This window comes from Serpentinimonas maccroryi (assembly GCF_000828915.1).
Lineage (GTDB): Bacteria > Pseudomonadota > Gammaproteobacteria > Burkholderiales > Burkholderiaceae_C > Serpentinimonas > Serpentinimonas maccroryi.
In genome coordinates this window covers 2071758-2097609 of record NZ_AP014569.1, presented here as the reverse complement: position 1 = coordinate 2097609, position 25852 = coordinate 2071758, and the positions used below count along the sequence as shown (strand labels likewise).

The following is a 25852-nucleotide window of genomic DNA, read 5'->3' as shown; positions in this document are numbered from 1 at the left end:
CTATCAGCGCGCGAAGCGTTTGCGCGTGAGCGCCAGCGCAATCCAGAACGCGGCCACGGCGTAGAGGGCCAGCACGGCCAAGTGCAGCGCGGCGTCGCTGGGCCATTGGTTCAGGAACAAGGGCCGCACCAGCGCCACGCCGTGGGTCAGCGGCAGCAGCTCGGAGATGGCATACACCACGGCGGGCAGTTGCTCGCGCGGAAAAAACACGCCGCTCAAAAACATCATCGGCGTCAGAAAGAGCGTGAAGTAGTAGGTGAAAAAATCGTAGCCCTGCGCCAGCGCATTGAAGATCAGCGCCAAGCAGCTGAAGGCGATGCCCAGCAGCAGCAGCACCGGCAGCGCCAGCCAGAGCTTGGGGGCCTGGCTGATGCCCAGCAGCAGAATCACGCCCAAAATGGCGCAGACGGTGAACAGCGCCTTGAACGCCGCCCAGAGCATTTCGGCCAGCACGATGTCGTCGAGCGTGACCGGCGCGTTCAAAATGCCGTCCCAGGTTTTTTGCACCTGCATGCGCGAGTAGGCCGAGTACAGGGCCTCGAAGCTGGCGGCGTTCATGGCGCTCATGCAAATCGCGCCGCTGGCCAGAAACAGCAGGTAAGGCACGGCCAGCGGCAGCCCGTCGGGGCCGCTGACGGTGACCTGCCCGACCAGCATCCCCATGCCGTAGCCAAAGGCCAGCAGCCAGATCAGCGGTTCGGCGATGTTGCCCACTAGGCTGGGCAGCGCCAGCTTGCGCCAGACCAGCAGGTTGCGCTGGAACACGGGCCAAAACCGCCAAGACAGCTGCGGGGCGCGCCAGTGGCTGCGGTTGCGAGCGGGCAGGGCGCTCATCCTTGCTGCCGGGTTTGGGGTGTGCGCCGTGACAGGGTGTTTGAGGTGGGTTGTAGCGGCATCGGAAGTTGGGTTCACGAAATCGGGGGGTGGGTCACAACTTATTGGGTCACAACTTTGCACTTGGCCGGACTGAGGGGTGGGTTTTATTTTATGGGTTTCGCTCGTCGGCAAGGGGGTGGGGTAAGGGCTGGGGCTGGGGCGCTGGGGGCGGCCGGCCTCATGCCGTCCGCTGCGCGGCCAAAAATCGGCCGACCGCCCCCAGCGCCCCAGCCCCATAAGAGCATGGGCGTGAAAATTGCGCTGTGAGCATTGCTTGCAATGCATGCATCAACTACACTGCTCGTAGCGCTGCTTCAGAACCCGCCATGCCTACGCTCACCATCCGCAATCTCGACGACCGCCTCAAGCAGCGCTTGCGCCTGCGCGCGGCACAGCACGGGTGGTCTATGGAGCAAGAAGCGCGTGTGATCTTGGCTCAAGTCTTGGAAACGCCCGCACAGAACGACGGCGCGGCTTGGTTGCAGCGTGTGCGCCAGCGCTTCCAAGGTGTGGCTGGAGACGATTGGCAGCCGAGCGATCGGCGCGAAGGCACCGAGCGCGAACTCCCCCACTTTGACCCATGACGGCGCGCTACCTGCTGGACACCAACGTGCTGTCGGAGCTGATGCGCCCTCAACCCGATGCCGCCGTGCTTGCTTGGATGGAGCGCCAGACGCCAGCCGGTCTGTACACCAGCGCCATCACCATGGCCGAAATTGAGGCTGGGCTGGCACTCATGCCCTCAGGGCAACGCCAACGTGCGTTGCAGGCGGCGGCCGCCACCATGTTTGAGCAGGACTTTGCCGGCCGCTTGTGGACCTTCGATGCCGCTGCCGCGCAGGGCTACGCGCAGGTCAAAGCGCAGCGCCACCGGGCGGGCCGTCCCATCGGCCACGCCGATGCGCAAATAGCCGCCTTGGCGCTGATTCACGAGGCCACCCTTGTGACCCGCAACCTGACCGACTTTGCTGGCATTGAAGGCCTCGGCGTTCTCAACCCTTGGGCAAGCAGCTGCGCATAAAGAAAATCGGTGTCAGGCCACAGGACGCAGCCCGAGAAAGACCTCGGCGCCGGTGTCGCTGTATGCGCTGTGCTCAAAGGGCAGCGCCAGCGGCTCGAAACCGGCGGCGGCGATCAGCTGCAACCACACGGCTCTGGGGAACAGCCCCATCCAGTGCCGGTCGTGCACGGCTTGGGTGGCGCCGTTTTCGTCTCGCAGCAGGTAGGCCATGTCGGCGACGTAGCGCTCGGCGTGCGCGTCGGGCATCCAGCGCCATTCGAGGTAGCGCAAGCCGCGTCCGTTGCCGTCGCTGCCGCCGCTTTCGGTGCCGGGCGTGAAGGTCTCGAGCACAAAATCCGGCTGCAACAGCGCCACCCCACCGGGGGCGGTGTGGGCATAAGCCGTGGCGATGACACTGGCCAGATCGGCGCGCGTGCTCATGTAGCTGATGGCGTCGTGCACCAGCACGCAATCAAAGACGCGCCCGAGCCGCAGCGTGCGCATATCGCCCTGAATGTGCGTGCACTCCGGGTTCAGGCGGCGGCTCAAAGCGAGCATGGTCGGCTCCAGATCGACGAGCGTGCAGGCCAGCGCCGCCTTCAAGTGGGCGGCATTGTGGCCACCGCCGCTGCCCAAATCGAGCAGGGTTTGAGGGCGCCGCTGGCAGTGGGCCTCGAACAAACGCCGGTAAAAGGCGGCCTCTTCGAGGTAGTCGGCCACCGGCGTCAAGAGCGGATACCAAGGCGCCAGTTCGCGGTAGAGCTTGGGCATCTGAATGGGGCTGGTCGGGTGTGGCTCAGACATAACCCCGCTTTATACACAGACTTGGGCCATGCATTTTGAGCTTAACCGAGTGTCATGAGGGTATGCACCCGATTTGCCCGCAGCCGATCAAGGTTGGGTGCCATCTTGGGTAGCCGGTTGCCGGGCTGCGAAAGTTGGTTGGTGCGTAGGTGCTCCGGCAGGGCGCCAGCAACGCCGCTGCATCAGTGGCGGTAAACCGCTTTGCGGTCGCCGATGCGCAGCACAAGGATGCGCAGTGCTCCGTCCTCGATGTGGGCGATGATGCGCCAGTCGCTCATCCTTCTTGCCGGATCTGGCGCCCGGTGAGCTTGAGGAACAGGTCTTCGAGGTTGGCGGGGCGGTGCAGGGTGTGCAGCTGCGGCCAGTCGTTGAGGGCGGCCAGCAGCGGGCGCGCGTCGAGGGTGTAGAAAAACACCGTCTCGCCGCTCACCTCCACCCGCTGCGCCAGCCGCGCCAGCGCCGACTGCGCCAGCGCCTGCACCTCGTGGTTTTGCTGGGCATAGACCTCGACCACATCGGGCTCCAGGTGCTGCGCAATCAGCTCGCGCGGGCGCCCTGCGGCGATTTTGCGCCCCTGGTCGATGACCACCAAGCGCTGGCACAGGCGCTCGGCCTCGTCCATGAAGTGGGTGGTGAGCAGGATGCTCTTGCCCTGCTTGAGCAACTGCTGCAGCCGCTCCCACATCAGGTGCCGCGCCTGCGGATCGAGCCCGGTGGTGGGCTCGTCGAGCAGCAGCAGGCGCGGGTCGTTGATGAGCGCGCGCGCCAGCGACAGGCGTCGCTTCATGCCGCCCGAGAGCTCGCCCGGCTTGGCATCGGCCTTGTGCGATAGCGCGGCAAAATCGAGCAGCGCCGGGATGCGCGCCGCCAGCGTGGCCCGGTCGAGGCCGAAGTAGCGCCCAAAGACGCGCAGGTTTTCGGCGCAGGTGAAGTCCGGGTCCAGCGTGTCGAACTGGCTCACCACGCCCATCTGCGCCTTGATGGCTTGGGCGTGCTCGGGCATGGTCAAGCCAAAGGCCTCGACGCGGCCGCTGTCGGCGTGGGTCAGGCCGAGGCTGATGCGCAAGGTGGTGGTTTTGCCGGCGCCGTTGGGGCCGATCAGCCCCAAGCACTCGCCGGGCTCAATCGCAAACGACAGTTCATCGACCACCGCCGCGCCGCCGTAGCGCTTGCAGAGACCATCGACAGTGAACAGGGCAGTCATAGTGCGAGCATTGTGCCGCTTTTGCTTCGCCTTGCCAGCAGGAACACCCGCAACCACTTTTCTGTGATTGCGCCACCTCATGCCCGCACCTGGTACAGGCACAAGCCCAAACCACCTTCGACTCCTTGCTTGTCTAGGCCTTCGCGCTGGTCTGTAGGGCCGCGTCAGGTCAGGTCGGCCTTTGGGGGCTGCGCCAACTGCGCCAACTGCGCCAACTGCGCCAGCTTGTCGCGCCAGACTTTGCGCACAAAGGGGTCGGCCACGGTGTATTTGCCGTGCGTTGGGCGCAGGATCAGGTTGGCGCTGACCATCTTGTCCACGATGTTTTGCACCTGCGAGGTTTCCACGACGCTGCTGGTGCGGTCGGCGTAGGCGGCCAGGGCGTCGACGCCGAAGAGGCCGGTGGCGCCGTCTTCCGGGCCGGTGGCAATGCGCTCGAACACGGCTTTGCCGAGTTCGCCGAATTCCTCCACCGCCTTGAGTTCCACGTCGGCCGCTGCGTCGGCTAGGGTGGCGCAGATGATGCGCAAGGCGGTGTCCGGGTCGGTGCCGTGGGCTTGCTGTAGCTGCCGCAGTGCCTTGAGCAGCTCTTCGGGCCGGTGGCCCATGGTCTGGAAGCCTTGCCAGGCGGTGTCTAGGCTGGGCAGCACCACGCCGGGGGTGGCTGCGATGCGCTGCAACTGCCACTGCACAAATTCGCGGTCCAGCACCAGGTAAGACACCAAGTGAGCGCCGGCAAAGGGCTGGGCGCGGCGCGAGGTCATGTCGGCGAGCAGCGATTTGTGCGAACCGGTGCCGATGAAGAGTAAACGACCCGGCATGCCGGGCCTGGCGTTGACGGCGTCGCGCGCGGCCTTGAGCGCGTGCAGTAGGGCAAAGCCTTCTTCTGTCCCAAGGGTCTGCTGCACTTCGTCCACGATCAGCACGACGTTAATATGGGCGGTGTTGACCAGCTCTTCAAAGGCTTGGGCTAGCGTGGCGCCACCGGGCTGGCCGACGTCGTCGAGCTGGAAACCAAAACTGAAACCCGCCGCACCCAGGTTGAGTCCCTTGAAGCGTTGCAGCAGACCGGAGCCCGGCGTCTGCAGTTGGCGCAGCGTGTTGCGCACGGCTTCGTGAACCAGGGCCGACGGGTTTTTGGTGCGGTCGACCCAGAGGTCCACGTAGATGACCAGCGCGCCCCGGGTTTCGAGCGCGGGGATGAGGTCTTGCCTCAAAAAGGTGGTCTTGCCCACCCGGCGGATGCCCGAGAGAAAAACGCCCGAGCGGGTGCTTTCGTCCAGCGGGCCGGGGTTGAGCAACTGCTCGGCCATTTGGGCGGCGTAGGTCTCTCGATGGAAAAGGCCGGTGGTGTCGGACATGTTATCTCCAAGGTTGATTGCCGGATAATTATCCGCCATGGATAATTAGATGTAAAGCCCGCGATTGTACGGATGGAGCCACCGCTTGGGCGGTAGGTGTCCCCCTGCCTTCTTGGCCGGGCTTAGAATTCCGTCCTTTGACCCTGAGCGCCCCATGCCCAATCCCCATGCCCAGCCCGGCCAACTGCAAGCGGCACTGGCCCCGCACCACGCATGGCTGCAGTACGCCTTGCCCAAGCAGGCCCTGACCGAACTGGCCGGCGCCTTGGCGCGGCGCCCACTCGGTGCCGCCACGCAGTGGGCGATGCGCCGCTTTGCCGCGCGCTACCGCGTGGACATGAGCGAGGCGCTGCAGCCCGACTTTGGCGCCTACGCCACCTTCAACGACTTTTTCACCCGCGCCCTCAAGCCCGGGGTGCGGCCGCTGGCCGAATCGGGGCTGGTGTGCCCGGTTGATGGCGCTGTGAGCCAGTTGGGCCGCATCGAGGGCGACCGAATTTTTCAGGCCAAGGGCCAGCATTACCGCAGCATCGCGCTGCTGGGCGGCGATGCTCAGCTGGCGGCCGGCTTCGAGCACGGCGACTTCGCCACCCTGTATTTAAGCCCGCGCGACTACCACCGCATCCACATGCCCTGCGCCGGGCGCCTGAAACGCATGATCCATGTGCCGGGGGCGCTGTTTTCAGTCAACCCGGCCACGGCGCGCACCGTGCCGGGCCTGTTTGCGCGCAACGAGCGCGTGGTCTGCGTGTTCGAGGGCGCGCACGCCGGGCGGCGCTTCGACTTTGCGCTGGTGCTGGTGGGGGCCACCATCGTCGGCAGCATGGCCACCGCTTGGCACGGCGTGGTCAACCCGCCGCGCCCGGGCCTGCTGCAAGACTGGCGCTACGAGGAGCGCGCGATCGAGCTCGAGCGTGGCGCCGAGATGGGGCGCTTTTTGCTGGGCTCGACCGTGGTGCTGCTGTTCCCGCCCGGCTTGTTGCGCTGGAACCCAAGCTGGGCGGCCGACCAGCCGGTGCGGCTGGGGCAGCAGATGGCCGATTGGGTTGTATGAGGGCGCGCCTAGGGCAGCGCTTTAGATGCACCCAGGGGTACGAAGGCCACTAGAATGGGCCGCTCTCGACCCCGTCGGCGCAGCGGGGTCACACCAACAATCGGGATGCCATGACTGCCTACACGCTACGGGCCGCGTTGCTCAGCTTGACGACCCTCGTTTTTTTGACGGCCTGCCAAGGCCCCGCTGCGCCCGCTGCCGAAGCCCCACCGCCGTGGGTGAAAACGGTGCCGATCGAGGCCTCGGCACCGGGCGAGCGCCAGTTTTCGGGCACGCTGCGGGCGCGCCACGAAACGCCGCTGGCTTTGCAGGTGGGCGGCCGGGTGCTGACGCGGCCGGTGCAGGCCGGCCAACACGTGAGCGCCGGCCAGACCCTGCTGACGCTGGACGCGCACGACCTGCTGGCCAACGAAGCCAGCGCGGCGGCGCAACTGGCCAGCGCCGAAGCGGCGCAGCGCCATGCCGAGCGCGAGCTGGAGCGCCAGCGCCAGCTGGTGGCGCAAGGCTTTGTGAGCGCGCAAACCCTAGAGCGCTTCGAGCTGGCGCTGCGCGAGGCCGTTGCCCGCGTGCAGGCGGCGCGCAGCCAGACGGCGGTGGCGCGCAACCTGCGCCAGCACACGCAGTTGCGCGCCCCGGCGGCCGGGGTGCTGCTCGACCTCAGCGCCGAACCCGGCCAAGTGCTGGCTGCTGGCCAGAGCGTGGGCACGCTGGCGCACGCGGGTGAGCGCGAAATCGAGCTGTTTTTGCCCCAAGGCCTAAACGCGCCGCGCACGGGTTATGCCGTGTTGCCCGACGGCGCGCGCCAGCCGCTGCAGTTGCGTGAAGTGGCCGGCGCGGCCGACCCGCTCAGCCGCACCTGGCGCGCGCGCTACCGCATCGTGGGCGCGCTCGACCCGGTGGTTTGGCCCTTGGGGGCGGTGGTGCGCGTGGCGCTGCAGCCCGAAGGCCACGCGGCCACCGCCGAGGCGGCGCTGCAGCGCGTGCCACTGGGGGCGCTGGACGAACGCGGCGGCGGTGCGCAGCTGTGGCGCGTGGCCGAGGGCCGGGCGCAGCCGGTGCCGGTGCGCGTGCACCGCATCGACGCCACCCACGCCCACGTCAGCAGCCCGCTGGCGGCCGGTGAGGCGGTGGTGGCGCTGGGCACGCACCGCCTCAGCCCGGGGCTGGCGGTGCGGGAGCTGCCGCGGTGAGCTTTCCCAACCTGTCGGCGCTGGCGGTGCGCGAGCGCGCCGTCACGCTGTTTTTCATCCTGATCGCGGTGCTGGGTGGCCTCTACGCCTTCCTCTCGCTCGGGCGCGCCGAGGACCCCTCGTTCACGGTGCGCACCATGATGGTCTCGGCGCTCTGGCCCGGTGCCACGGCCGAAGAGATGCGCTCCCAAGTGGCCGACCGGCTCGAAAAACGCATCCAGGAAGTGCAGAACCTGTACCGCATCGAGAGCACCATCCGGCCCGGGCGGGTCGATCTGCAGGTCGAGTTCCAAGACTACACCCCGAGTGCGCGGGTGCCCGAGCTGTTCGACGAGGTGCGCCAGCGCATGAGCGACGAAGCGCCCCGGCTGCCGCGCGGGGTCGTCGGCCCGCTGATCAACGACGATTTTGGCGACGTGTATTTCGCCCTGATCGCGCTCAGCGCCCCCGGGCTGCCCCTGCCTGAACTCGCACGCAGCGCCGACACCTTGCGCGACCGCCTGCAAGCCTTGCCGGGCCTGCAAAAGGCGCTGCTGCTGGGCGAGCGGCCGCAGCGCGTGTTCATCGATTTCGACCTCGCGCGCCTGCACCAACTCGGCTTGGCGCCGCAGGCGGTGTTCGAGGCCATCGACGCCCAGCTGCAGTTGCTGCCGGCGGGCGCGCTGGAGCTGCAGGGCGCGCGCGTGCTGCTGCGCCTGCCCGCCGAACTGACCGATGCGCAACAGCTCGAACGCGTGCCGCTGCGCGTGGGCGGGCGGCTGCTGCAATTGCAGGACGTGGCGCAGGTGCGCTTGGGCCACGAGGAGCCGCCCAGCTACCTGGTGCGCGCCCACGGGCAGGATGCGGTGCTGCTGGGCGTGGTGATGCAAAAAGGCGAAAACGGGCTGGCTTTTGGCGCCCGCCTGGCCGACTTTGTGCGCCTGCAGCAGGCCGAGCTGCCGCTGGGCATGGAGCTGCGCGTGCTCACCAACCAGACCGACGCCATCACGCAGGCGGTCGATCTGTTCCAGAAAAAATTTCTGGCCGCCATGGCGGTGGTGATGGTGGTGAGCATGCTGGCGATCGGCTGGCGCGCCGGGCTGGTGGTGGGGATTGCGATCCCGCTGACGCTGGGCCTGACCTTTATGCTGATGAAGTTCACCGGCATCAACCTAGACCGCATCACGCTCGGGGCCCTGATCATTGCGCTGGGGCTGTTGGTCGATGACGCCATCATCGCCATCGAGATGATGATCGTCAAAATGGAGCAGGGCTGGGATCGCGTGCGCGCCGCCACCCACGCCTGGAACGCCACCGCCGCCCCGATGCTGTTTGGCACCCTGGTGACGGTGGCCGGTTTCGTGCCGATCGGCTTTGCCCAGTCGGGGGTGGGCGAGTACGCCGGCAACATCTTTTGGGTGCTGGCCTACGCGCTGCTGGCTTCGTGGCTGGTGGCGGTGGTGTTCACGCCCTACTTGGGCATCAAGCTGTTGGCGCAAGCCCAGCCCCATGGCGGCCCGGGTGGCCCGGGCGGCGGCCACGGCGGCAGCGCGCACTACCAGAGCCGCGGTTACCAGCGCCTGCGTGCGCTCATCACGGCCTGTGTGAGCTGGCGCAAGAGCGTGGTCGCGGTTACGCTTTTGCTGCTGTTGCTCAGCGCCTGGGCCATGGCGAACCTGGTGCAAAAGCAGTTTTTTCCCGGCTCCGACCGGCCCGAGGTGCTGATCAGCGTGCAACTGCCCCAAGGCAGCCCGATCGCCCAGACCGACGCCACCGTGCGCCGCCTCGAAGCGCTGCTGGTCAACCACCCCGACGTGCGTTCGCTCTCGGCCTACGTGGGGGCCGGTGCGCCGCGGTTTTTCATCTCCGCCAACCCCGAGCAGCCCAACCCGGCCTTTGCCAAGCTGCTGGCCATCGGGGCCGACGCGGCGGCGCGCGAGCGCATCATGGCCGATCTGCAGGCGCGCATCGAGGCCGGCGAGTTTCCCGAGGCGCGGCTGCGCGTGTCGCGGCTGCTGTTTGGCCCCCCGGTGCCGTGGCCGGTGAGCTTTCGCATCGTCGGGCCAGAGCCACAGCAACTGCGCGCCATCGCACAGCAGGTGCAGGGCATCATGCAGGCGCACCCGCACACCCTCAACACCCAGCTCGACTGGGATGAGCGCGCCTTGGTGCTGCAGCTCGAACTCGACGCGCAGCGCCTGCGCCTGCTCGGCCTGACGCCGCGCGAGCTCAAGCAACAGCTCCAGTTCCAGCTCGATGGCGTGGTGGTGAGCGAACTGCGGCTGGGCACGCGCACGGTGCAGGTGCAGGCCCGCGGCGCCCGCGACGGCAGCCCCTTGTTGCCCGAGCAGATCGAAATCCGCAGCCTCGACGGCCGCTTGGTGCCGCTGGCGCAGATCGGCCGCTTCGAGCTGCGCCACGAGGAACCGCTGCTGCGCCGGCTCAACCGCGAGCCCTTCCTGGCGGTGCAGGCCGACGTGCGCGGGGCGCAACCGCCGACCGTCACCGAAGAGTTGTGGCAGCAAATGGCCGCGCTGCGCGCCGAATTGCCGCCGGGCTACCGCATCGACATCGGCGGTTCGGTGGAGCGCGCCGGGCTGGCCAACCAGTCGATCCAGCAACTGTTCCCGCTCATGGTGGCGCTGATGCTGATCTTCATCATGCTGCAGATGCGCTCTTTTTCCGGCACCTTCGTGGTCGTGGCCACGGCCCCGCTGGGGCTGGTGGGGGCGGTGCTGGCGCTGCTGCTGTTTGCGCAGCCCTTTGGCTTCGTGGCGCTGCTGGGGCTGATCGGGCTGGCGGGCATTTTGATGCGCAACACCATGATCCTGACGCAGCAGGTGCAGGACAACTTCCACGACGGACTCGAGGCCGAGGCGGCGGTGGTGGAAGCCGCGGTGCAGCGCGCGCGCCCGGTGATCCTGACCGCGCTCGCTGCCGCGCTGGCCTTCGTGCCCCTGACCTTCGACAGCTTCTGGGGTCCGCTGGCCTACGTGCTGATCGGCGGCGTGGCGGTGGGCACCGCCATCACCTTGCTCTACGTGCCCGCGCTGTACGCGCTATGGCTGCGCATCGGCCACGCGCCGCCGCCGTCTGCGGCGCCGGTTGCGAAGGCTTAGACGTTAAACAAAAAATTCATCACGTCGCCGTCGCGCACGAGGTAGTCTTTGCCTTCGGCGCGCATTTTGCCGGCGTCTTTGGCGCCTTGCTCGCCGTTGCAGTCCAGGTAGTCGTCGAAGGCGATGGTCTGGGCGCGGATGAAGCCGCGCTCGAAGTCGCCGTGGATCACGCCCGCTGCCTGCGGTGCCGTGGCGCCGATGCGCACGGTCCAGGCGCGCACCTCTTTGGGGCCGGCGGTGAAGTAGGTCTGCAGGCCCAGCAGTTTGAAGCCGGCGCGGATGAGCCGGTTCAGGCCCGGTTCGTCTTGGCCCATTTCTTGCAGAAAGACGAGGCGGTCGGCGGGCTCCATCTCGGCCAGTTCGGCCTCGATCTTGGCGCAAATGGCCACCACCGGCGCGTTTTGCGTCGCGGCGTAGGCTTGCAGCTTGGCCAGCAAGGGGTTGTTTTCGAAGCCGTCGTCGGCCACGTTGCCCACGAACATGGCCGGTTTGGCGGTGATCAGGCACAGCGGTTTGAGCAGCGCCTGGTCGTCGGCGCTCAGCGCCAGCGCGCGCACCGGCTGGCCCTGGTTGAGTGCGGCCTGCACCGGGCCCAGCAGCGCCAGCAGCCGAGCGGCGTCTTTGTCGTTGCCGCTGCGGGCGGCTTTGCTGGCGCGCTGCAGCGCTTTGTCCACCGTGCCCAGGTCGGCCAAGCAGAGCTCGGTCTGGATGACTTCGATGTCGGCCACCGGATCGACGCGGCCGGCGACGTGGATCACGTTCGGGTCTTCGAAGCAGCGCACCACGTTGACCAGGGCGTCGGTCTCGCGGATGTGGGCCAGAAACTGGTTGCCCAGGCCCTCGCCTTGGCTGGCACCGGCCACCAGACCGGCGATGTCCACGAATTCGACGATCGCCGGCACGATGCGCTCGGGCTTGACGATGGCCGCCAGCTGCTGCAGGCGCGCGTCGGGCACCTCGACCACGCCGACGTTGGGCTCGATGGTGCAAAAAGGGTAGTTCTCGGCCGCGATGCCGGCCTGCGTCAGGGCGTTGAAGAGGGTGGATTTGCCGACGTTGGGCAAACCGACGATGCCGCACTTGAGACTCATGGAAGCCCTAAAATGACAAAAAACAGAAGCCGCCGATTTTACCGGTGCCGCCAGCCTGCCAGACTCCCTCTGTCCCCGCTGCCCCGCTTTTTCCTTTACCGGGATTTTTTTGCGCCATGCCGCTCGACCCGCACGACCCCAGCCTCTGGGAGCTGCCCGCTGCCCTGGAGCCGATGCTGCCCGATGTGCGCCTGCAGATCGACCCAGACCCGGTCGAGGCCATGCCGGCGCTGCGCCGGCGGCTGGCGGCGCTGCTGCTCGAGGGCGCGCAGGCGCATGATTTCGCGCGCCGCTTGACCTTCATCGAAACCGGGCTGCGCCTGACGCTGCAAAACCGGCCCGACGACAGCCTGCTGGTGCTGGTGCAAATGCTCTCGGATCGGCAATACGGCTACTGCGCCACCCACGCCTTGCTCGCGGCCAGCGCCTGTCTGCTGGTGGCGCCGCTGCTGCCGATCGAGGAGCCGCAGCGCGGCGCGCTGCTGCGCGCGGCCCTGACCATGAACATCGCCATGGCCGAGCTGCAAGACCTGCTGGCCACCCAGGCACAGCAGACCACGGCCTACCAGCGCGAAAAAATCAGCGCCCACCCGAGCGACTCGGCGGCCCTGCTGCGCGCCTTGGGCGTGACCGACGCCGACTGGTTGCGCTGGGTGCAAGACCACCACGAAGCGCCCGACGGCAGCGGTTACCCGAGCCAGAAAACCGAGCTCGATCTGGGGCAGCAGTTGCTGCGCCTGAGCGATCTGTTCGTGGCGCGCATCAGCCCGCGCAGCACCCGGCGCGGCATGTGGCCCAAGGTGGTGGTGGGCAACCTGTACCTCGAGGCTGAAGCCAGCGCCAGCCCGCTGGGTGCTTGCTTTGTGAAGCAGTTCGGCATGTACCCGCCCGGTACCTTGGTGCGGCTCAAAACCGGTGAGACGGCGCTGGTGGTGCGGCGCGGGGCCAAGGTCAACGCCCCGCTCGCGTTGGCCATCACCGGGCCCGACGGCATGCTGCTGAGCATCCCGGTCAAGCGCGACACCCAACTGCCCCTGTACGCCATCACGGCCCCGGTGGCGCCCGAGGATCTGCGCATCCGGCTCGATCTGGCGCGCCTGCTCAAGCGCATTTGAACGCTGGGGTGGTTGGGGTGGCCGCAGCGCAGGCCGCTTACTGCCACGCGCCCCAGCGCCCGTAGCCGGGCATGCCCTCGTGCAACGTCAAGCCCGCGCCTTGGCGCACGATCGCGTTCATGCCAAAGGTGACCGCGCCCAGCAGCCGCCGGTCTTGGCGGTAGCTGTGCAACAGGGTGCTGACCGCGTCGCCTTGCTCGATGCCGGTGGCCGGATCGACGTCGGGGATCGAGCAGCGCGCGCAGGGCTTGACCGGTTGCAGCCAGACTTCGGCATTTTCGCCGCTTGTTGCGCTGGCGGTGCCCACGCCGGCGCTGGCCGCCACAGAAAAACGCAGTTCGGCCAGCCGGTCTTCGTCGTGTGCCTGCAGGCCGCCCAGCAGCAGGTTGGGGCGAAAGCGCTCCACCCCCAGCGCTTCTTGCCCGAGCAGGCGCCGGCGCTGGTTGAGTTCGTCCAGCGCCGCCGCGCTCAGCAGCAGCAGCGGGTAGCCGTCGCTGAAGGTGTTGGGGGCCTGAATGCCGCCGGTCCAGCGCACATCCGATGGCCGCACGCAATCCGGGTCGAAGCGCACCAGCCGCAGCCGCAGCCCGAGCTGGGGCCGGTCGGCGAGCAAAAAATCGCTGAACCACTGCGCTGCCACGTCGCCCATGTCGTAGGCGTCGAGCTCGTCGTCCCAGACCCGCACCTTGCACGGCGCTTCGGCCGCATCCAGTGCCAAATAGAGCGACAACATGCCCGGCGCCTGCAGCTCGAGCTGCCCGAGCCTGAAGCGCGGCCGCACCAGCGCCAGCCGCGGCAGCTCGCGTTGCGACAGGAACTCGCCGCGCTGATCGACCACCATCCAGGTGCGGTCCCAGAGCAGCCCGCTGGGCAGCAGCTCGGCCTGCGCCAGCCGCACGCCGGCACAGGATTTGATGGGATAGACCCAGAGCTGTTCGATCGTCAGGGGCAGCGGCGTTTCGGTGTAGGGGGGCTGGGTCATGGGCGTAGCTCGGTAAAGGGTGTCATTGTCCAATAGCCGACAATAGCCGGCAATATGCATCCTCACACTTTGTTGGAATTGGGAAGCGCGCTGTTGAGCCGCGTGCTGCGTTTTGAGCACCCGGCCGACGCCACCGTGGCCGAGTTTTTTCGCCAGCAAGGCGCGCTGGGCAGCCGCGAGCGCGCCTTGCTGGCCGACGCGGTGTTTGCCGTGCTGCGCGACCGCCCGCGCCTGCAGTGGCTGGCGGCCAGCCACCCGGGGCGCACGCCGCAGCAGGAGCGCCCGGCCCGCCCGCAGCGCCCCAACCACGCCGCGCAGCCCCAAGGCACGGCGCAAACGCGCGCGCTGCTGCTGCTGGCCTGGACCGGCCCGCCCGAGCGCCTGCAGGCCGCCTGCACACCCGAAGAGTGGGAATGGCGCACGCAGGCGCTGGCGCAAGCGCTCGACGCCAGCGCACCGCCCGCCTGCCGCCACGGCCTGCCCGATTGGCTGGCCGAGGCGCTGCGCGCGGAGCTGCGGCTGCAGCGCGCGGGTGCGGTTGCTGAAGCCGGTGCAGCGGGTGCGGTGCTGGGCCAGCCCGAATCCGATGCGGCAGTGGAGCCAGAGGCAGAGGCAGAGGCAGAGGCAGAGGCAGAGGCAGAGGCAGAGGCAGAGGCAGCAGAAGCAGAAGCAGAAGCAGAAGCAGAAGCAGAAGCAGAAGCAGAATTCCAAGCCGCCGCACAGGCCTTGCGCCAGCCGGCGACGCTGGACGTGCGCGTCAACCTGCTCAAAGCCAAGCGCCCCGCCGTGCTGGCGCTGCTGCAAGAGGCCGGCTTGCAGGCCACCGCCACGCCGCACTCGCCCTGGGGCATCCGGCTGGAGGGCAAGCCCGCGCTGCAGCGGCTGGCGGCTTGGAGCGAGGGCCAAATCGAGGTGCAAGACGAGGGCGCGCAGCTGCTGGCACTGCTGCTCGAGCCCAAGCGCCTCGAGACGGTGATCGACTTTTGCGCCGGCGCCGGCGGCAAGACGCTGGCCCTAGGCGCCTTGCTGCGCAACACCGGCCGCCTGTACGCCTTCGACACCTCGGCGCACCGGCTCGATGCCCTCAAGCCGCGGTTGGCGCGCAGCGGCATCGACGCCGTGCACACGCTGGCGCTGGCCCACGAGCACGACCAGCGCTTGCAGCGGCTGGCGGGCAAGGCCGACCGGGTGCTGGTCGATGCGCCCTGCACCGGCTTGGGCACGCTGCGGCGCCAGCCCGACCTGATGTGGCGCCAGAGCCCGGCCGACGTGGCGCGGCTGGCCGAGTTGCAAGGCCGGATTTTGGCGGCGGCGGCGCGGTTGCTCAAGCCCGGCGGGCGGCTGGTCTATGCCACCTGCAGCCTGCTGCGCGCCGAAAACGAAGCCGTTGCGGCGGCTTTCAGCCAAGCCGAACCCGGCTTCGAGGCCCTGCCGGCGGCGCCCATCTTGGCGCGCTGCGGCGTGGAAGGTGCGCAGCAGCTCTGCCGCGGCCCCTACTTGCGCCTGTGGCCGCACCGGCACGGCTGCGACGGTTTTTTTGCCGCCGTCTGGCAGCGCCGGGATTAAACAAAATATCCGGGGAACGCCGGCGCGGGTTCTAGAATCCCACACTTGGTCCGGCTGGGCCATCGCGTGCGCTGGCCAGCTGTGCTGGCGCAGAGTGGGCTGTTTCTGTCTGGTGTACGGGCGGTGTGTTGGTGGCCGTTGTTTGAAAGGTTTGCGGTGTCGATCGAATCGTTTTGGGGCGCGTCCTTGCATTTTCTGGTCCATGGCCTCACCGGGGCGGCGTGGTGGCAGGCGCTGCTGCTGGGCTTGGTGTGCACGCACCTGACCATCGTCAGCGTCACCCTGTACCTGCACCGCCACTCGGCGCACCGCGCCCTCGACCTGCATCCGGCGCTGGCGCATGGTTTTCGCTTCTGGCTCTGGCTCAGCACCGGCATGAAAACCAAAGACTGGACCGCCATCCACCGCAAGCACCACGCCAAATGCGAGCAGGTGGGCGACCCGCACAGCCCGGTGGTGTTCGGCATCAAAAAGGTGTTCTGGCAAGGGGCTGAGCTGTACCGCGCCGAAGCGCAAAACCCCGACACGCTGGCGCGCTACGGCCACGGCACCCCAGACGACTGGATCGAGCGCCGGCTCTACAGCCGCTGGCCGCAGGTCGGCATCGTGCTCATGCTGCTGCTCTACGTGTCGCTGTTCGGGGCGCTGGGGCTGGCGCTGTGGGCCATGCAGATGGTCTGGATTCCGTTCTGGGCCGCTGGCGTGGTCAACGGCATCGGCCACTACTGGGGCTACCGCAATTTTGAGTCGCCCGACGCCAGCGCCAACGTCTCGCCGTGGGGCATTGTGATCGGCGGCGAGGAGCTGCACAACAACCACCACACCTATCCAACGTCGGCCAAGTTCTCGGTCAAGCCCTACGAGTTCGACCTCGGCTGGGCCTACATCCGCGCGCTGTCGGCGCTGGGCTTGGCCCGGGCGCGCAAGACGCCGCCCAAGCCGGCCTTTGGTGCCGTGCGGCCCGTGGCCGACGCCGACACGCTCGAAGCCCTGATCGCGCACCGCTACGAGGTCATGGCCGCCTACGCGCAGCAGATGCGCGCCGCTGTGGCGGCCGAGCTCGCCGGCCTGCAAGCCCGGCGCTCCGACGCCTCGGCGCTGCGCGCGGTGCGGCGCTGGCTGCACCGCGACGACGCGCAGGTGCCGCCGCAGCACCAAGCCCAGGTGCAGCAGGTGCGCGCCCAGCACCCGACGCTGGCGCAGATGCACGCCATGCGCGAAGAACTGCGCTTGCTCTGGAACAACACCGCGCGCTCGCGCGAGCAGCTGGCGCAGGATTTGCACGCTTGGTGCCAGCGCGCCGAGGCCAGCGGCATAGCGGCGCTGCGCGAGTTCTCCGAGCGCTTGCGCGCCCTGCATCCCGCGCCCGCGCTGGCCGCTTGAGGCTGCACGCCGCACACCGCACTGAAGGAGTCGATGCAATGGGTTTTCCGTGGCTGCTGGCCTTGAAACTGGTGCCTTGGGGCGACGTGATCGAGCACGCGCCCAAGGTGCTCGCCGGCGCGCGCCGTTTTCTGGACAAAAGCCGCTCGGGCTCCAGCGCGGCCAGCGTCAACCCCGTGCCCACGGGCAACGGCACGCCGCACGAGCGCCTGCAGGTGCTCGAGGAGCTGTTTCACCAAATGCAAGCCGATCAGGCCCAACTGGCACAGACCAACGCCGATTTGGCCGAACAAAACGCGCGCCTGATCGATCAAGTCGAGCGCTTGCGCAAGCGCAGCCGCTGGCTGGTGGCCGGCGGCGGCTTGCTCACGCTGGGGCTGGTGATGCTGGCTTGGCAGGCTTACTGAGGCGGGTTGAGGGGTTCAAACGTGGCATCGCAGCCGCTGCCGGCAGCGATCCAGCGCCGCGCCAAGCGGTTCCACAGGCGCGCCCACAGGCTCAGGGGGGCTGCGCTGGCTTGGTCTGACTGGGTGTGGTCGTGCCCGGCGCTGCTGGCCAAGATGGCGCCGCAGCGGTAGCGCTGCTGCCCCGCTTCCCAGCGCAACAAGCGGCAGGCGCCGCGCACGCGCAAGCTGAGCACCATGCCCAGCGGACACGGCTCAGCCAGGCAACACAGGCCGCAGCCGTTGCAGGGCTGGCCTAGGGCAGGCTTGGCCGGTGCCTGCGGCTCGACCTGCAGCAGCTGCCAGTGCTTGGGCATGGGCGGTGGCCTTTGGTGCGCTGCGGGCTCAGGGCTTGGAGCTTGGCGCTCAGGCCGTGGCCCGCGGAGGTGGCGCCGCGCCGCGCGCCAGCACCGGCGCCAAGGCGATGCCGGTGTGGCTGCCTTGGCACACCAGGTCTTCTGGGGTGCCTTGCGCCACCAAGCGGCCGCCATCTTGCCCGCCTTCGGGGCCGAGGTCCAGCACCCAGTCGGCTGCGGCGATCAGGTCCAGGTCGTGCTCGATCACCAGCACGCTATGGCCGCCATCCACCAGCCGGTGCAGCACGCGGATCAGGCGCTCCACATCGGCCATGTGCAGCCCCACCGTGGGTTCGTCGAGCACGTACAGGGTGTGCGGGATTTTGAGGCCGCGGCGCGTCAGATCGTGGCGCACCTTGCTCAGCTCGGTCACCAGCTTGAGCCGCTGCGCCTCGCCACCCGAGAGCGTGGGCGAGGGCTGGCCCAGCGTCAGGTAGCCCAGCCCCACGTCGTGCAGCAGTTGCAGCGGCTGGGCGATGGCCGGCATGGCGGCAAAGAAATCCAGCGCCTGATCGACCTCCATGCGCAGCACCTCGGCGATGCTGCGGCCGCGCCAGCTCACGGCCAGCGTGTCGGGGTTGAAGCGCGCGCCGTGGCAGACCTCGCACGGCAGCTTCACGTCGGGCAAAAAGCTCATGGCGATGGTGCGCAAGCCTTGCCCCTCGCAGTGCGGGCAGCGGCCGGCGCCGGTGTTGAAGGAAAAGCGCGCCGGCCCGTAGCCGCGCGCCCGCGCTTCCAGCGTGTCGGCGTAGAGCTTGCGGATGGTGTCCCAAAAGCCGATGTAGGTCGCGGGGCAGGAGCGCAGCGTTTTGCCGATCGGGGTTTGATCGACTTCGAGCACGCGCTCGATGCTTTCGCAGCCGATCAGCGCCTGGCAGCCCTGCCAAGCCGGGCGCTCGCCCGCGTCCCAAGCGCGCCGCCCGGCCTGCGTGCTGCGCAGCTGCACCGCGCTGGCGGCGTTGGCCAGCAAGACCTCGCGCGCCAGCGTGGACTTGCCAGACCCACTCACCCCCGTGACCGCCACCAGCCGCCGCAGCGGCAGCTGCAGCGTGAGCTGCTGCAGGTTGTGGCGCTGCGCCCCCTTGACCAGCAGCCAGTCGGGGGCCGGCAAGGAATCAGCGTGCGCGGTGAGGCCGCCTGTTGCGCCGGGTGGGCTGGGGGTGGGGGCCGGCAAGGAATCGGAACGTGTGACTGAGGCCACCCAGCGCCGCGCCTGCAGCGGATGGCGCATGGCGTGCAGCAGGTAGCGCCCGGTTTGCGAATCGGGGGCGGCCATCAGGTCGGCCACGGTGCCTTGGGCCACCACCTGGCCGCCGCGCACCCCGGCGCCCGGGCCGATGTCGATCAGGTGCTCGGCGCGGCGTATGGTGTCCTCGTCGTGCTCCACCACCACCAGCGTGTTTCCTTGGCGGCCGAGCTGTTGCAGGGCATCGAGCAAAATTCGGTTGTCGCGCGGGTGTAGGCCGATGGTCGGCTCATCCAGCACATAACACACCCCTTGCAGACTGGAGCCGAGCTGTGCCGCCAGCCGGATGCGCTGCGCCTCGCCACCGCTCAGCGTTGGTGCGCCGCGCTCCAGCGTCAGGTAGCCCAGCCCGACTTGCTGCAAAAACCGCAGGCGGCCCAAAATTTCGGGCAGCAGATCGCGCGCGATCTGCGCCTCCCGCGCCGACAGGGTTCCGCCCTCGGGCAGTGCCTGCACCCAGGCGTGCAGCGCGTGCACGCTCAACCGCGCCAGCTCGGTGATGGTTCGGCCTTGGAACTTCACGGCGCGCGCCACCGGGTTCAGACGGCTGCCGCCGCAAGTGCCGCAGGGCTGGTCGCTCAGGTCGTCGAAGTCGGGTTCGCTCAGGCTTTGCTCGCGGCCCTGGCCGTCGTCGGGCGGGCGGCTGTCGTCGAACGCCGCGCGCTGCTGGCGGTTCAGCTGCACCCCGGTGCCGACGCAATCCGGGCACCAGCCGTGCTTGCTGTTGTAGGAAAACAGGCGCGGATCCAGCTCGGCGTAGCTGCTGCTGCACAGCGGGCAGGCGCGCAGGGTCGAGTAGCCCTCGATCTGCCCCACGCCGGCGCCGCTTCCTCCGGCCGCCAGCGCGTGCGCCAAGCTGCCCGGGCGGGCGGCATCGTCTGGGCCGCCGATGCCGCTGAGCACTTGCAGCACGCCCTTGCCGTGTTCGAGCGCGCGCTCGATCAGCTCGCGCAGCGCGGCCTCGTGCTCGGGCTGCACCTCGAGGCTGCCCACCGGCAGCTCGATCTGGTGCTCGCGAAAGCGCTCCAGCTTGGGGAAGCCCTGCGTGGGCACGAACTCGCCATCGACGCGCAGGTGGCTGTAGCCGCGCTGGCGCGCCCAGTCGGCCAGCTCGGTGTAGAGGCCCTTGCGCCCGCGCACCAGCGGCGCCAGCAAGCCGATGTGCTGGCCACGAAAGCGGCCCATCAGCTGCCCTAGGATCGCCGCCGGGCTCTGCGGCTGCACCGGGCTGTCGTCGTGGACGCAGTGCTGGGTGCCCAGCTTGACGTAGAGCAGGCGCAGGTAGTGCCAGACTTCGGTCACCGTGCCGACGCTGGACTTGCGCCCGCCGCGCGACAGCCGCTGCTCGATCGCCACCGTGGGCGGGATGCCGTGCACGGCATCGACTTCGGGCCGCCCGGCCGGTTGCACGATGCTGCGCGCGTAGGCGTTGAGGCTTTCGAGGTAGCGGCGCTGGCCCTCGTTGAACAAGATGTCGAAGGCCAGCGTCGATTTGCCAGAGCCGCTCACGCCGGTGATGACGCTGAAGCGCCCGCGCGGAATGGCCAGCGAGAGGTTCTTCAGGTTGTGCTCTTTGGCGTTGACGATCTGGATCGACGGGGCGTGGTCGCGAGTTGCGGCGGCTGGTGTGAGGTTTGGTAGCCACGGTGGCGGGGGCTCTTGTGCGCGCAAGCCCTCAGCCTCGGCGTAGGCGCGCAGGGCGGCGGCGGTGTGGCTGCTGGGGTGCAGGCGCACCTCTTCGGGGGGGCCTTGGGCCACCACCAGGCCGCCGTCGGCACCGGCGTCGGGCCCGAGGTCGATCAGCCAGTCGCTGGCGCGGATCACGTCGAGGTTGTGCTCGATCACGATCAGCGAATGGCCCGCGTCCACCAGCTTACGCAGGGCGCGCATGAGCTTGGCGATGTCGTCGAAATGCAGCCCGGTGGTGGGCTCGTCGAACAGCAGCAACTGCCCCAGCGGCGGTGGGATTTTGGTGCGCGCTGTCGCGGTGCTTGCGGCTGCGGAGCTTGCGGTCGCGGAGCTTGCGGTCGCGGAGCTTGCGGCCGCGGTGTGCGCGGCCGGGCTGGCGGGCTGCTGGGTGGCCGCGCCCGGCCGGGCAGGGCGGCGCCGGGCGGCAGCGGCGGTAGCTGCGTCGGTCTGCGCCGCGATCGCTAGGTGCGCCGCTAGCTTGAGGCGCTGCGCCTCGCCACCGCTGAGGGTGGGCACGGGTTGACCGAGTTTGAGGTACTCCAGTCCCACATCCACCAAGGGCTGCAGGGCGGCGCAAAAGGCGCGCTCCAGCTTGGCTTGGGCCGGATCAACGGCAGGGGGGCTGTGGCGGCTCGGGTCGCTGGATTGGTTTGCGGGCTGGGCGGCGATTTGGTCGGCTGCTTGGTCAGTGGCTTGGTCAGTGGCTTGGTCGGCCTGCGGCTCGGTGCTGTGGTCTGTACCCACACCCACACCCACACCCACACCTAAGCCAGAGCCAGAGCCAGAGCCAGAGCCAGCACCCGCACCCGCACCAAACAGCTGCAGCGCCTCGCTCACCGTGAGCTCGAGCAGGTCGGCGGCGTTCAGGCTGCGGCCGCCGCGCTGCAGGCAGACTTCCAGCACCTCGGGCCGGTAGCGCTTGCCCAAGCAATCGGGGCAGCGCAGATAGACGTCGCTCAAAAACTGCATTTCGACGCGCTCGAAACCGCTGCCGCCGCAGCCCGGGCAGCGCCCGTCGCCGCCGTTGAAGCTGAACTTGGCGGCGCTGTAGCCGCGCTGGCGCGCCAGCGGTTGCGCCGCCAGCAGCGCGCGCAGGGCGTCCCAGGCGCCGAGGTAGCTGGCGGGGTTGGAGCGCGCCGTTTTGCCGATCGGCGACTGGTCGATGAACACCACCGCGCTCAAGCGCTCGGCGCCCAACAGGGCATCGTGCGCCAGCGGCGCATCGGTGGGCTGGCCAAAATGGCGCTGCAGCGCCGGCGCCAGCACGTCCTGAATCAGGGTCGATTTGCCGCTGCCGCTCACGCCCGTCACGCAGACCAGGCGCTGCAGCGGAAAATCGACGTCGATCGCCTGCAAATTGTGGGCGCGCACGCCGCGCAGCTGCAACCGCGGCGTGCTGGCCGTGACCATGCGCTTGAAGCCAAAACCCACCTGCTTGCGCCCGCCCAAGTAGGCGCCGGTGAGGGTGTCGGCGTGGCCCAGGGCGCTGGGCGGGCCGTCAAACACAATCTGGCCGCCGCGCGCGCCGGGGCCGGGGCCCATGTCGATGACGCGGTCGGCGGCGAGCATGAGCGCCGGGTCGTGCTCCACCACCACCAGGGTGTTGCCGGCGTCGCGCAGGCGCTGCATGGCTTGCAGAATGCGCCCCATGTCGCGTGGGTGCAGCCCGATGCTGGGCTCGTCGAGAACGAACAGGGTGTTGACCAGCGAGGAGCCCAGCGCCGTGGTCAGGTTGATGCGCTGCACCTCGCCGCCGCTCAGGGTGCGGCTTTGCCGATCCAGCGTCAGGTAGCCCAGCCCGACCTCGCACAGGTATTGCAACCGGGTGCAAATTTCGTCGAGCAGCAGCTTGAGCGCGGGCGCGCCATGAGGCGCTGCCGCAGCCGGGGAGGAAGCGGCAGAGGAATCGGAACCAGAAGTAAACGAGCCCGCCGCCCCGAGGATGGGCGCTTCCGTGGCTGGGGGGGTGGCGGGTGAGGAATCGGAGCCTGCGACTGACGAACCCGCCACCCCCCCAGCCGCGGCAGCGCCCCCACCCGCAACAGCGCCCGCCCGCCCCACAGACAGCCGCGCAAAAAACACCCGCAAACGCTGCAGCGGCAGGCGCATCAGGTCGTGCAGACACAGCCCCGGCAGGGCTTCGAGTTGGGCGCGGCTCCAGGCCACGCCGGGCGGCATGAAACGCTGTTCGGGTGGCAATACCGCGTCGGCGTCGGCTTGGCTGCCCAGGCGCCACAGCAGGCCCTCGGGCTTGAGGCGCGCCCCTTGGCAGGCCGGGCATTCGGTGTAGCTGCGGTATTTCGACAGCAGCACCCGAATGTGCATCTTGTAGGCCTTGCTCTCGAGGTAGTCGAAAAAGCGCCGGATGCCGTACCACTGGCGCTTCCAGTCGCCGCGCCAGCCGGGGTCGCCTTCGAGCACCCAGTGGCGCTGCGCCGGGCTCAGGTGCATCCAGGGCGTGTCGCGCGGGATGCCGGCCGCCTCGGCGTGGAGCAGCAGCTCGTCTTGGCATTCTTGGTAGGCCGGGGTCTGGATCGGCTTGATGGCGCCGGCGCGCAGGGTGCGTTTTTCGTCCGGGATCACCAGCCCCCAGTCGATGCCGATGACGCGGCCAAAACCGCGGCAGCTGGGGCAGGCGCCCAGCGCCGAGTTGAAAGAAAAATGCGCCGGCAGCGGCTCGGCGTAGCGCATATCGCTCTCGGGGCAATGCAGGCCGGTGGAAAAACGCCACACCGTGGGCGCGGCGGATGCGCTGGAAGGGGCGGGCGAGTCCGCGGCCGAGGTGCTATGTGCCAAAGGCGCGCTGTCCGCACCCGGGGCATCTTGCAAATACACGTTCAAGCGCCCAGCGCCGTGCTCCAGGCAGCGCTCGATGGCTTCGAGCACACGCGCGCGCTCGGCGCGGCTGAGCAACAGCCGGTCGGCCACCACGTCGAGCACCTGCACCGGCGCGCTGTCGGGGCCGCTGCCGGCTTGCTGGCGCTGCCCCAGCACCCGGGTGTAGCCGCTGGCGCTCAGCCACTGCTCCACCTCTTGCGCGCTGCTGCTGGCCGGCAGCTGCACCGGGAAAGTGAGCAGCAGGCGCGGCTCCTGCCCCGTGCGGGCGTGCTCTTGCGCGCTGCGGCGCAGCAGCTCGGCGTAGAGGGTGTCGGGGTGGTCGGCGCGCACCGGCAGCGCTGTCTGGCGGTCGTAAAGCTGCGCCGCGCGCGCATAGAGCAGCTTGAGGTGGTCGTTGAGCTCGCTCATCGTGCCCACGGTGGAGCGCGAGTTGCGCACCGGGTTGCTCTGGTCGATGGCGATGGCCGGCGGCACGCCCTCGACCCGATCGACCGCCGGGCGGTCCATGCGGTCGAGGAACTGGCGCGCGTAGGCGCTGAAGGTCTCGACGTAGCGGCGCTGCCCCTCAGCGTACAGGGTGTCGAACACCAGGCTGGATTTGCCCGACCCGCTCGGCCCCGTGACCACCGTCAGCTCGCCGGTGCGCAGATCGAGGTCGAGGTTTTTGAGGTTGTGCTGGCGCGCCCCGCGAATGCGGATCAGCCCTTCGGGCGCAGGCGGCACGGGTTCGGGCGGCAGCAAGGGCCTTGCAACCGCTTAGGGCTTGACGATCAGCACTGGCACCTTGGCGTAAGTGAGCACTTTTTGTGCCACGCTGCCCAGAATCAGCGCCTTGACGCCGGTGCGGCCGTGCGAGCCCATGACGATCAGGTCGCAGCCTTCGTCTTGCGCGGTTTCCAAGATGCCTTCGTAGGTGCTGTTGCGCTCGATGGTGTCGGCGGCAAACGCCACCCCCTGCGCTTCGCAGCAGCTCTGAATATTGCCCAGCGCGCGGTCGGCGGCGGCTTGCGCTTCGCCCATGTAGGCTTGCAGGCCGGCGGCCGAGGCGTCGCCGATGCCGATGTAGGGGAAGGGGTCGATCACGTACAGCCCGACCACCGAGGCTCCGTGTACCTTGGCCAGACCGGCGGCAAATTCGGCCGCACCATGCGCCAGTTTGGAGCCATCAGAGGGCACCAGGATTTTTTTGAACATCGCGACTCCATGCGTTGAGCCGTTTGCACGGCGGGGCCATCATCTTAACCAAGCTGGGGCGGTGCTGGGCTGGTTGCCGGGTCGCTGGCTGATTGCGCCAGGCGCTGCCCGATGCGCTGCCAGCACACCAGTTGCTCGGCGGCGCTGGCCGCGCCCCAGCGCGCGATTTCGTCCAGCGTGCGCCAGCAGCCCAGGCACAGGCCGCTGGCGGCGTCCATGCGGCAGACGCCGACGCAAGGCGAGGGCAAGCCACGGCCGGCGCGGGCCGCGCGCAACGCCGCGGCCAGATCGGGGCGGCGCAATGCGGCGGTGGTGGCCGCTGGGGAGGCAGGATCGCAGGCTGGGTCGGTGGCAGTGGCACTCATACTGGCATGGTAGCGCCAAGCCCCTACCCAAGCGCCGCGAGGGGGCGTTGCAGGCAGAGGCGAAAAAACATCAGGCCCTAGGCGCTGCCCGCTGCGCGCCGCGCCAGCAGCGCGCGCGCCACCCGCGAGCCGCTGGGGCGGCCAAGCGCGGCGCTGATGTACGCGCCGGCCTCGACCAGCGCCTCGAGATCGACGCCGGTGTGCACCCCCATGCCGTGCAGCAAATAGACCAGGTCTTCGGTGGCCACGTTGCCGCTGGCCCCGCGGGCGTAGGGGCAGCCGCCCAGCCCGGCCACCGAGGCATCGAACTGCGCCACCCCCAGCTGCAGCGCCGCCAGCGTGTTGGCCAGCGCCTGGCCGTAGGTGTCGTGGAAGTGGCCGCTGACCTCATGCAGCGCGTAGTGCTGCAAGGTGGCTTCGAAGGCGCGCTGCACCTTGAGCGGCGTGCCCACGCCGGTGGTGTCGGCCACGCCCACGTGCTGCACCCCGATGCTTTTCATCAAGCGCGCCAGCTGCCCCACCTGCTGCGGCGCCACCTCGCCCTCGTAGGGGCAGCCCACGGTGCAGCTCATGGCGCCGCGCACAAAAATGCCGGCCGCGCGCGCGGCTTGCACCACCGGCGCAAAGCGCTCGATGCTCTCGGCCACGCTGCAGTTGATGTTTTTCTGGCTGAAGGCTTCGCTGGCCGAGCCAAAAACCACGATCTCGTCGGGCCGGTCGGGCAGCGCCGCCTCTAGGCCCTTGAGGTTGGGCACCAGCACGGCGTAGCGCACGCCGCTCTGGCGCACCAGGCCGGCCATCACGGCGTGGTTGTCGGCCATCTGCGGCACCCACTTGGGGCTGACGTAGCTGGTGACTTCGATGTGGCGCAAACCGGCCGCCTGCAGCCGCTGCACCAGCTCGATCTTGACCGCAGCGGGCAGCGCTTGGGCCTCGTTTTGCAGCCCGTCGCGCGGCCCGACTTCGACCAGATGCACTTTGGGGGGGAGGTTCATGC

At 68.8% G+C, this 25852-nt stretch carries 21 protein-coding genes; 9 read left to right on the top strand and 12 right to left on the bottom strand.

Annotated features, from left to right (window positions below; all coding sequences use genetic code 11):
• Nucleotides 1-3: 3 nt before the first annotated feature.
• Nucleotides 4-834, bottom strand: coding sequence for an ABC transporter permease (locus SMCB_RS09705; protein WP_045536651.1), 831 nt, complete (start codon nucleotides 832-834; stop codon nucleotides 4-6).
• Nucleotides 835-1202: 368 nt separating this feature from the next.
• Here SMCB_RS09705 and SMCB_RS09700 point away from each other — a divergent pair, with 368 nt between their 5' ends.
• Nucleotides 1203-1460: a FitA-like ribbon-helix-helix domain-containing protein gene (locus SMCB_RS09700; RefSeq protein WP_045536649.1), complete on the top strand. Its 258-nt coding sequence runs from the start codon at nucleotides 1203-1205 to the stop codon at nucleotides 1458-1460.
• A complete protein-coding gene (locus SMCB_RS09695) occupies nucleotides 1457-1897 on the top strand; it encodes a type II toxin-antitoxin system VapC family toxin (RefSeq protein ID WP_045536647.1) in 441 nt (146 codons plus the stop codon). Before SMCB_RS09700 ends, SMCB_RS09695 begins: the two co-directional genes overlap by 4 nt.
• 12 nt (nucleotides 1898-1909) lie before the next feature.
• Here SMCB_RS09695 and SMCB_RS09690 read toward each other — a convergent pair whose 3' ends face one another.
• From SMCB_RS09690 to SMCB_RS09675, 4 genes are all read right to left on the bottom strand, one after another.
• Complete coding sequence (locus tag SMCB_RS09690) at nucleotides 1910-2680, bottom strand: class I SAM-dependent methyltransferase (protein ID WP_052468491.1); 771 nt, start codon at nucleotides 2678-2680, stop codon at nucleotides 1910-1912.
• A 182-nt stretch (nucleotides 2681-2862) separates the two neighbouring features.
• Complete coding sequence (locus tag SMCB_RS13335; protein WP_045536643.1) at nucleotides 2863-2958, bottom strand: type II toxin-antitoxin system RelE family toxin; 96 nt, start codon at nucleotides 2956-2958, stop codon at nucleotides 2863-2865.
• Nucleotides 2955-3884: an ATP-binding cassette domain-containing protein gene (locus SMCB_RS09680; protein ID WP_144400332.1), complete on the bottom strand. Its 930-nt coding sequence runs from the start codon at nucleotides 3882-3884 to the stop codon at nucleotides 2955-2957. Before SMCB_RS09680 ends, SMCB_RS13335 begins: the two co-directional genes overlap by 4 nt.
• 164 nt (nucleotides 3885-4048) lie before the next feature.
• On the bottom strand, nucleotides 4049-5245 hold the full coding sequence (locus SMCB_RS09675; protein ID WP_045536638.1) for an AAA family ATPase: 1197 nt from the start codon (nucleotides 5243-5245) through the stop codon (nucleotides 4049-4051).
• Between the two features lie 154 nt (nucleotides 5246-5399).
• On the opposite strand from SMCB_RS09675, the gene asd reads away from it, so the two are divergent.
• The 3 genes from asd to SMCB_RS09660 all read left to right on the top strand — a co-directional run bounded on the left by asd (nucleotide 5400) and on the right by SMCB_RS09660 (nucleotide 10587).
• Entirely contained in the window at nucleotides 5400-6299 is a 900-nt protein-coding gene (asd, locus tag SMCB_RS09670; protein WP_420834894.1) for an archaetidylserine decarboxylase, read from the top strand.
• A gap of 110 nt (nucleotides 6300-6409) precedes the next feature.
• Complete coding sequence (locus SMCB_RS09665) at nucleotides 6410-7489, top strand: efflux RND transporter periplasmic adaptor subunit (RefSeq protein ID WP_045536636.1); 1080 nt, start codon at nucleotides 6410-6412, stop codon at nucleotides 7487-7489.
• A complete protein-coding gene (locus tag SMCB_RS09660; RefSeq protein WP_045536634.1) occupies nucleotides 7486-10587 on the top strand; it encodes an efflux RND transporter permease subunit in 3102 nt (1033 codons plus the stop codon). The genes SMCB_RS09665 and SMCB_RS09660 overlap by 4 nt, the downstream gene beginning before the upstream one ends.
• On the opposite strand, the gene ychF is transcribed toward SMCB_RS09660, so the two are convergent.
• Complete coding sequence (gene ychF, locus SMCB_RS09655; protein WP_045536633.1) at nucleotides 10584-11678, bottom strand: redox-regulated ATPase YchF; 1095 nt, start codon at nucleotides 11676-11678, stop codon at nucleotides 10584-10586. The genes SMCB_RS09660 and ychF overlap by 4 nt on opposite strands.
• A gap of 116 nt (nucleotides 11679-11794) precedes the next feature.
• Here ychF and SMCB_RS09650 point away from each other — a divergent pair, with 116 nt between their 5' ends.
• Nucleotides 11795-12793 (top strand): HD-GYP domain-containing protein, encoded by a 999-nt coding sequence (locus tag SMCB_RS09650; RefSeq protein ID WP_052468490.1) that lies wholly within the window; start codon nucleotides 11795-11797, stop codon nucleotides 12791-12793.
• A gap of 37 nt (nucleotides 12794-12830) precedes the next feature.
• Here the strand turns inward: SMCB_RS09650 and SMCB_RS09645 are convergent, their stop codons facing one another.
• Entirely contained in the window at nucleotides 12831-13775 is a 945-nt protein-coding gene (locus tag SMCB_RS09645; protein WP_045536631.1) for an MOSC domain-containing protein, read from the bottom strand.
• Between the two features lie 93 nt (nucleotides 13776-13868).
• On the opposite strand from SMCB_RS09645, the gene SMCB_RS09640 reads away from it, so the two are divergent.
• The 3 genes from SMCB_RS09640 (at nucleotide 13869) to SMCB_RS09630 (ending at nucleotide 17131) form a co-directional block, all read left to right on the top strand.
• Nucleotides 13869-15341 carry an RsmB/NOP family class I SAM-dependent RNA methyltransferase gene (locus SMCB_RS09640; RefSeq protein WP_231851195.1) on the top strand — a complete coding sequence of 491 codons (1473 nt, stop codon included), beginning with the start codon at nucleotides 13869-13871 and terminating at the stop codon, nucleotides 15339-15341.
• A 186-nt stretch (nucleotides 15342-15527) separates the two neighbouring features.
• Nucleotides 15528-16724 carry a DesA family fatty acid desaturase gene (locus tag SMCB_RS09635; protein WP_231851194.1) on the top strand — a complete coding sequence of 399 codons (1197 nt, stop codon included), beginning with the start codon at nucleotides 15528-15530 and terminating at the stop codon, nucleotides 16722-16724.
• 38 nt (nucleotides 16725-16762) lie between these two features.
• The gene (locus SMCB_RS09630; RefSeq protein WP_045536624.1) at nucleotides 16763-17131 is read left to right on the top strand and encodes a hypothetical protein; all 369 of its coding nucleotides are present in this window, start codon (nucleotides 16763-16765) and stop codon (nucleotides 17129-17131) included.
• On the opposite strand, the gene SMCB_RS09625 is transcribed toward SMCB_RS09630, so the two are convergent.
• The 5 genes from SMCB_RS09625 to SMCB_RS09600 form a co-directional block, all read right to left on the bottom strand.
• A complete protein-coding gene (locus tag SMCB_RS09625) occupies nucleotides 17125-17484 on the bottom strand; it encodes a hypothetical protein (RefSeq protein ID WP_045536622.1) in 360 nt (119 codons plus the stop codon). The genes SMCB_RS09630 and SMCB_RS09625 overlap by 7 nt on opposite strands.
• A 49-nt stretch (nucleotides 17485-17533) precedes the next feature.
• Entirely contained in the window at nucleotides 17534-24037 is a 6504-nt protein-coding gene (locus SMCB_RS13120; RefSeq protein ID WP_231851193.1) for an excinuclease ABC subunit UvrA, read from the bottom strand.
• A gap of 15 nt (nucleotides 24038-24052) precedes the next feature.
• On the bottom strand, nucleotides 24053-24490 hold the full coding sequence (locus SMCB_RS09610; protein WP_045536620.1) for a universal stress protein: 438 nt from the start codon (nucleotides 24488-24490) through the stop codon (nucleotides 24053-24055).
• A gap of 44 nt (nucleotides 24491-24534) precedes the next feature.
• Nucleotides 24535-24855 carry a DUF1289 domain-containing protein gene (locus SMCB_RS09605; protein WP_082027347.1) on the bottom strand — a complete coding sequence of 107 codons (321 nt, stop codon included), beginning with the start codon at nucleotides 24853-24855 and terminating at the stop codon, nucleotides 24535-24537.
• 77 nt (nucleotides 24856-24932) lie between these two features.
• A complete protein-coding gene (locus tag SMCB_RS09600) occupies nucleotides 24933-25850 on the bottom strand; it encodes a hydroxymethylglutaryl-CoA lyase (RefSeq protein WP_045536618.1) in 918 nt (305 codons plus the stop codon).
• Nucleotides 25851-25852: the final 2 nt, after the last annotated feature.

Bases quoted from the DNA above. Each gene is read 5' to 3' on its own strand.
- SMCB_RS09705 (WP_045536651.1), bottom strand. From the start codon at position 834: ATGAGCGCCCTGCCCGCTCGCAACCGCAGCCACTGGCGCGCCCCGCAG.
- SMCB_RS09700 (WP_045536649.1), top strand. From the start codon at position 1,203: ATGCCTACGCTCACCATCCGCAATCTCGACGACCGCCTCAAGCAGCGC.
- SMCB_RS09695 (WP_045536647.1), top strand. From the start codon at position 1,457: ATGACGGCGCGCTACCTGCTGGACACCAACGTGCTGTCGGAGCTGATG.
- SMCB_RS09690 (WP_052468491.1), bottom strand. From the start codon at position 2,680: ATGTCTGAGCCACACCCGACCAGCCCCATTCAGATGCCCAAGCTCTAC.
- SMCB_RS13335 (WP_045536643.1), bottom strand. From the start codon at position 2,958: ATGAGCGACTGGCGCATCATCGCCCACATCGAGGACGGAGCACTGCGC.
- SMCB_RS09680 (WP_144400332.1), bottom strand. From the start codon at position 3,884: ATGACTGCCCTGTTCACTGTCGATGGTCTCTGCAAGCGCTACGGCGGC.
- SMCB_RS09675 (WP_045536638.1), bottom strand. From the start codon at position 5,245: ATGTCCGACACCACCGGCCTTTTCCATCGAGAGACCTACGCCGCCCAA.
- asd (WP_420834894.1), top strand. From the start codon at position 5,400: ATGCCCAATCCCCATGCCCAGCCCGGCCAACTGCAAGCGGCACTGGCC.
- SMCB_RS09665 (WP_045536636.1), top strand. From the start codon at position 6,410: ATGACTGCCTACACGCTACGGGCCGCGTTGCTCAGCTTGACGACCCTC.
- ychF (WP_045536633.1), bottom strand. From the start codon at position 11,678: ATGAGTCTCAAGTGCGGCATCGTCGGTTTGCCCAACGTCGGCAAATCC.
- SMCB_RS09650 (WP_052468490.1), top strand. From the start codon at position 11,795: ATGCCGCTCGACCCGCACGACCCCAGCCTCTGGGAGCTGCCCGCTGCC.
- SMCB_RS09645 (WP_045536631.1), bottom strand. From the start codon at position 13,775: ATGACCCAGCCCCCCTACACCGAAACGCCGCTGCCCCTGACGATCGAA.
- SMCB_RS09630 (WP_045536624.1), top strand. From the start codon at position 16,763: ATGGGTTTTCCGTGGCTGCTGGCCTTGAAACTGGTGCCTTGGGGCGAC.
- SMCB_RS09625 (WP_045536622.1), bottom strand. From the start codon at position 17,484: ATGCCCAAGCACTGGCAGCTGCTGCAGGTCGAGCCGCAGGCACCGGCC.
- SMCB_RS09610 (WP_045536620.1), bottom strand. From the start codon at position 24,490: ATGTTCAAAAAAATCCTGGTGCCCTCTGATGGCTCCAAACTGGCGCAT.
- SMCB_RS09605 (WP_082027347.1), bottom strand. From the start codon at position 24,855: ATGAGTGCCACTGCCACCGACCCAGCCTGCGATCCTGCCTCCCCAGCG.
- SMCB_RS09600 (WP_045536618.1), bottom strand. From the start codon at position 25,850: ATGAACCTCCCCCCCAAAGTGCATCTGGTCGAAGTCGGGCCGCGCGAC.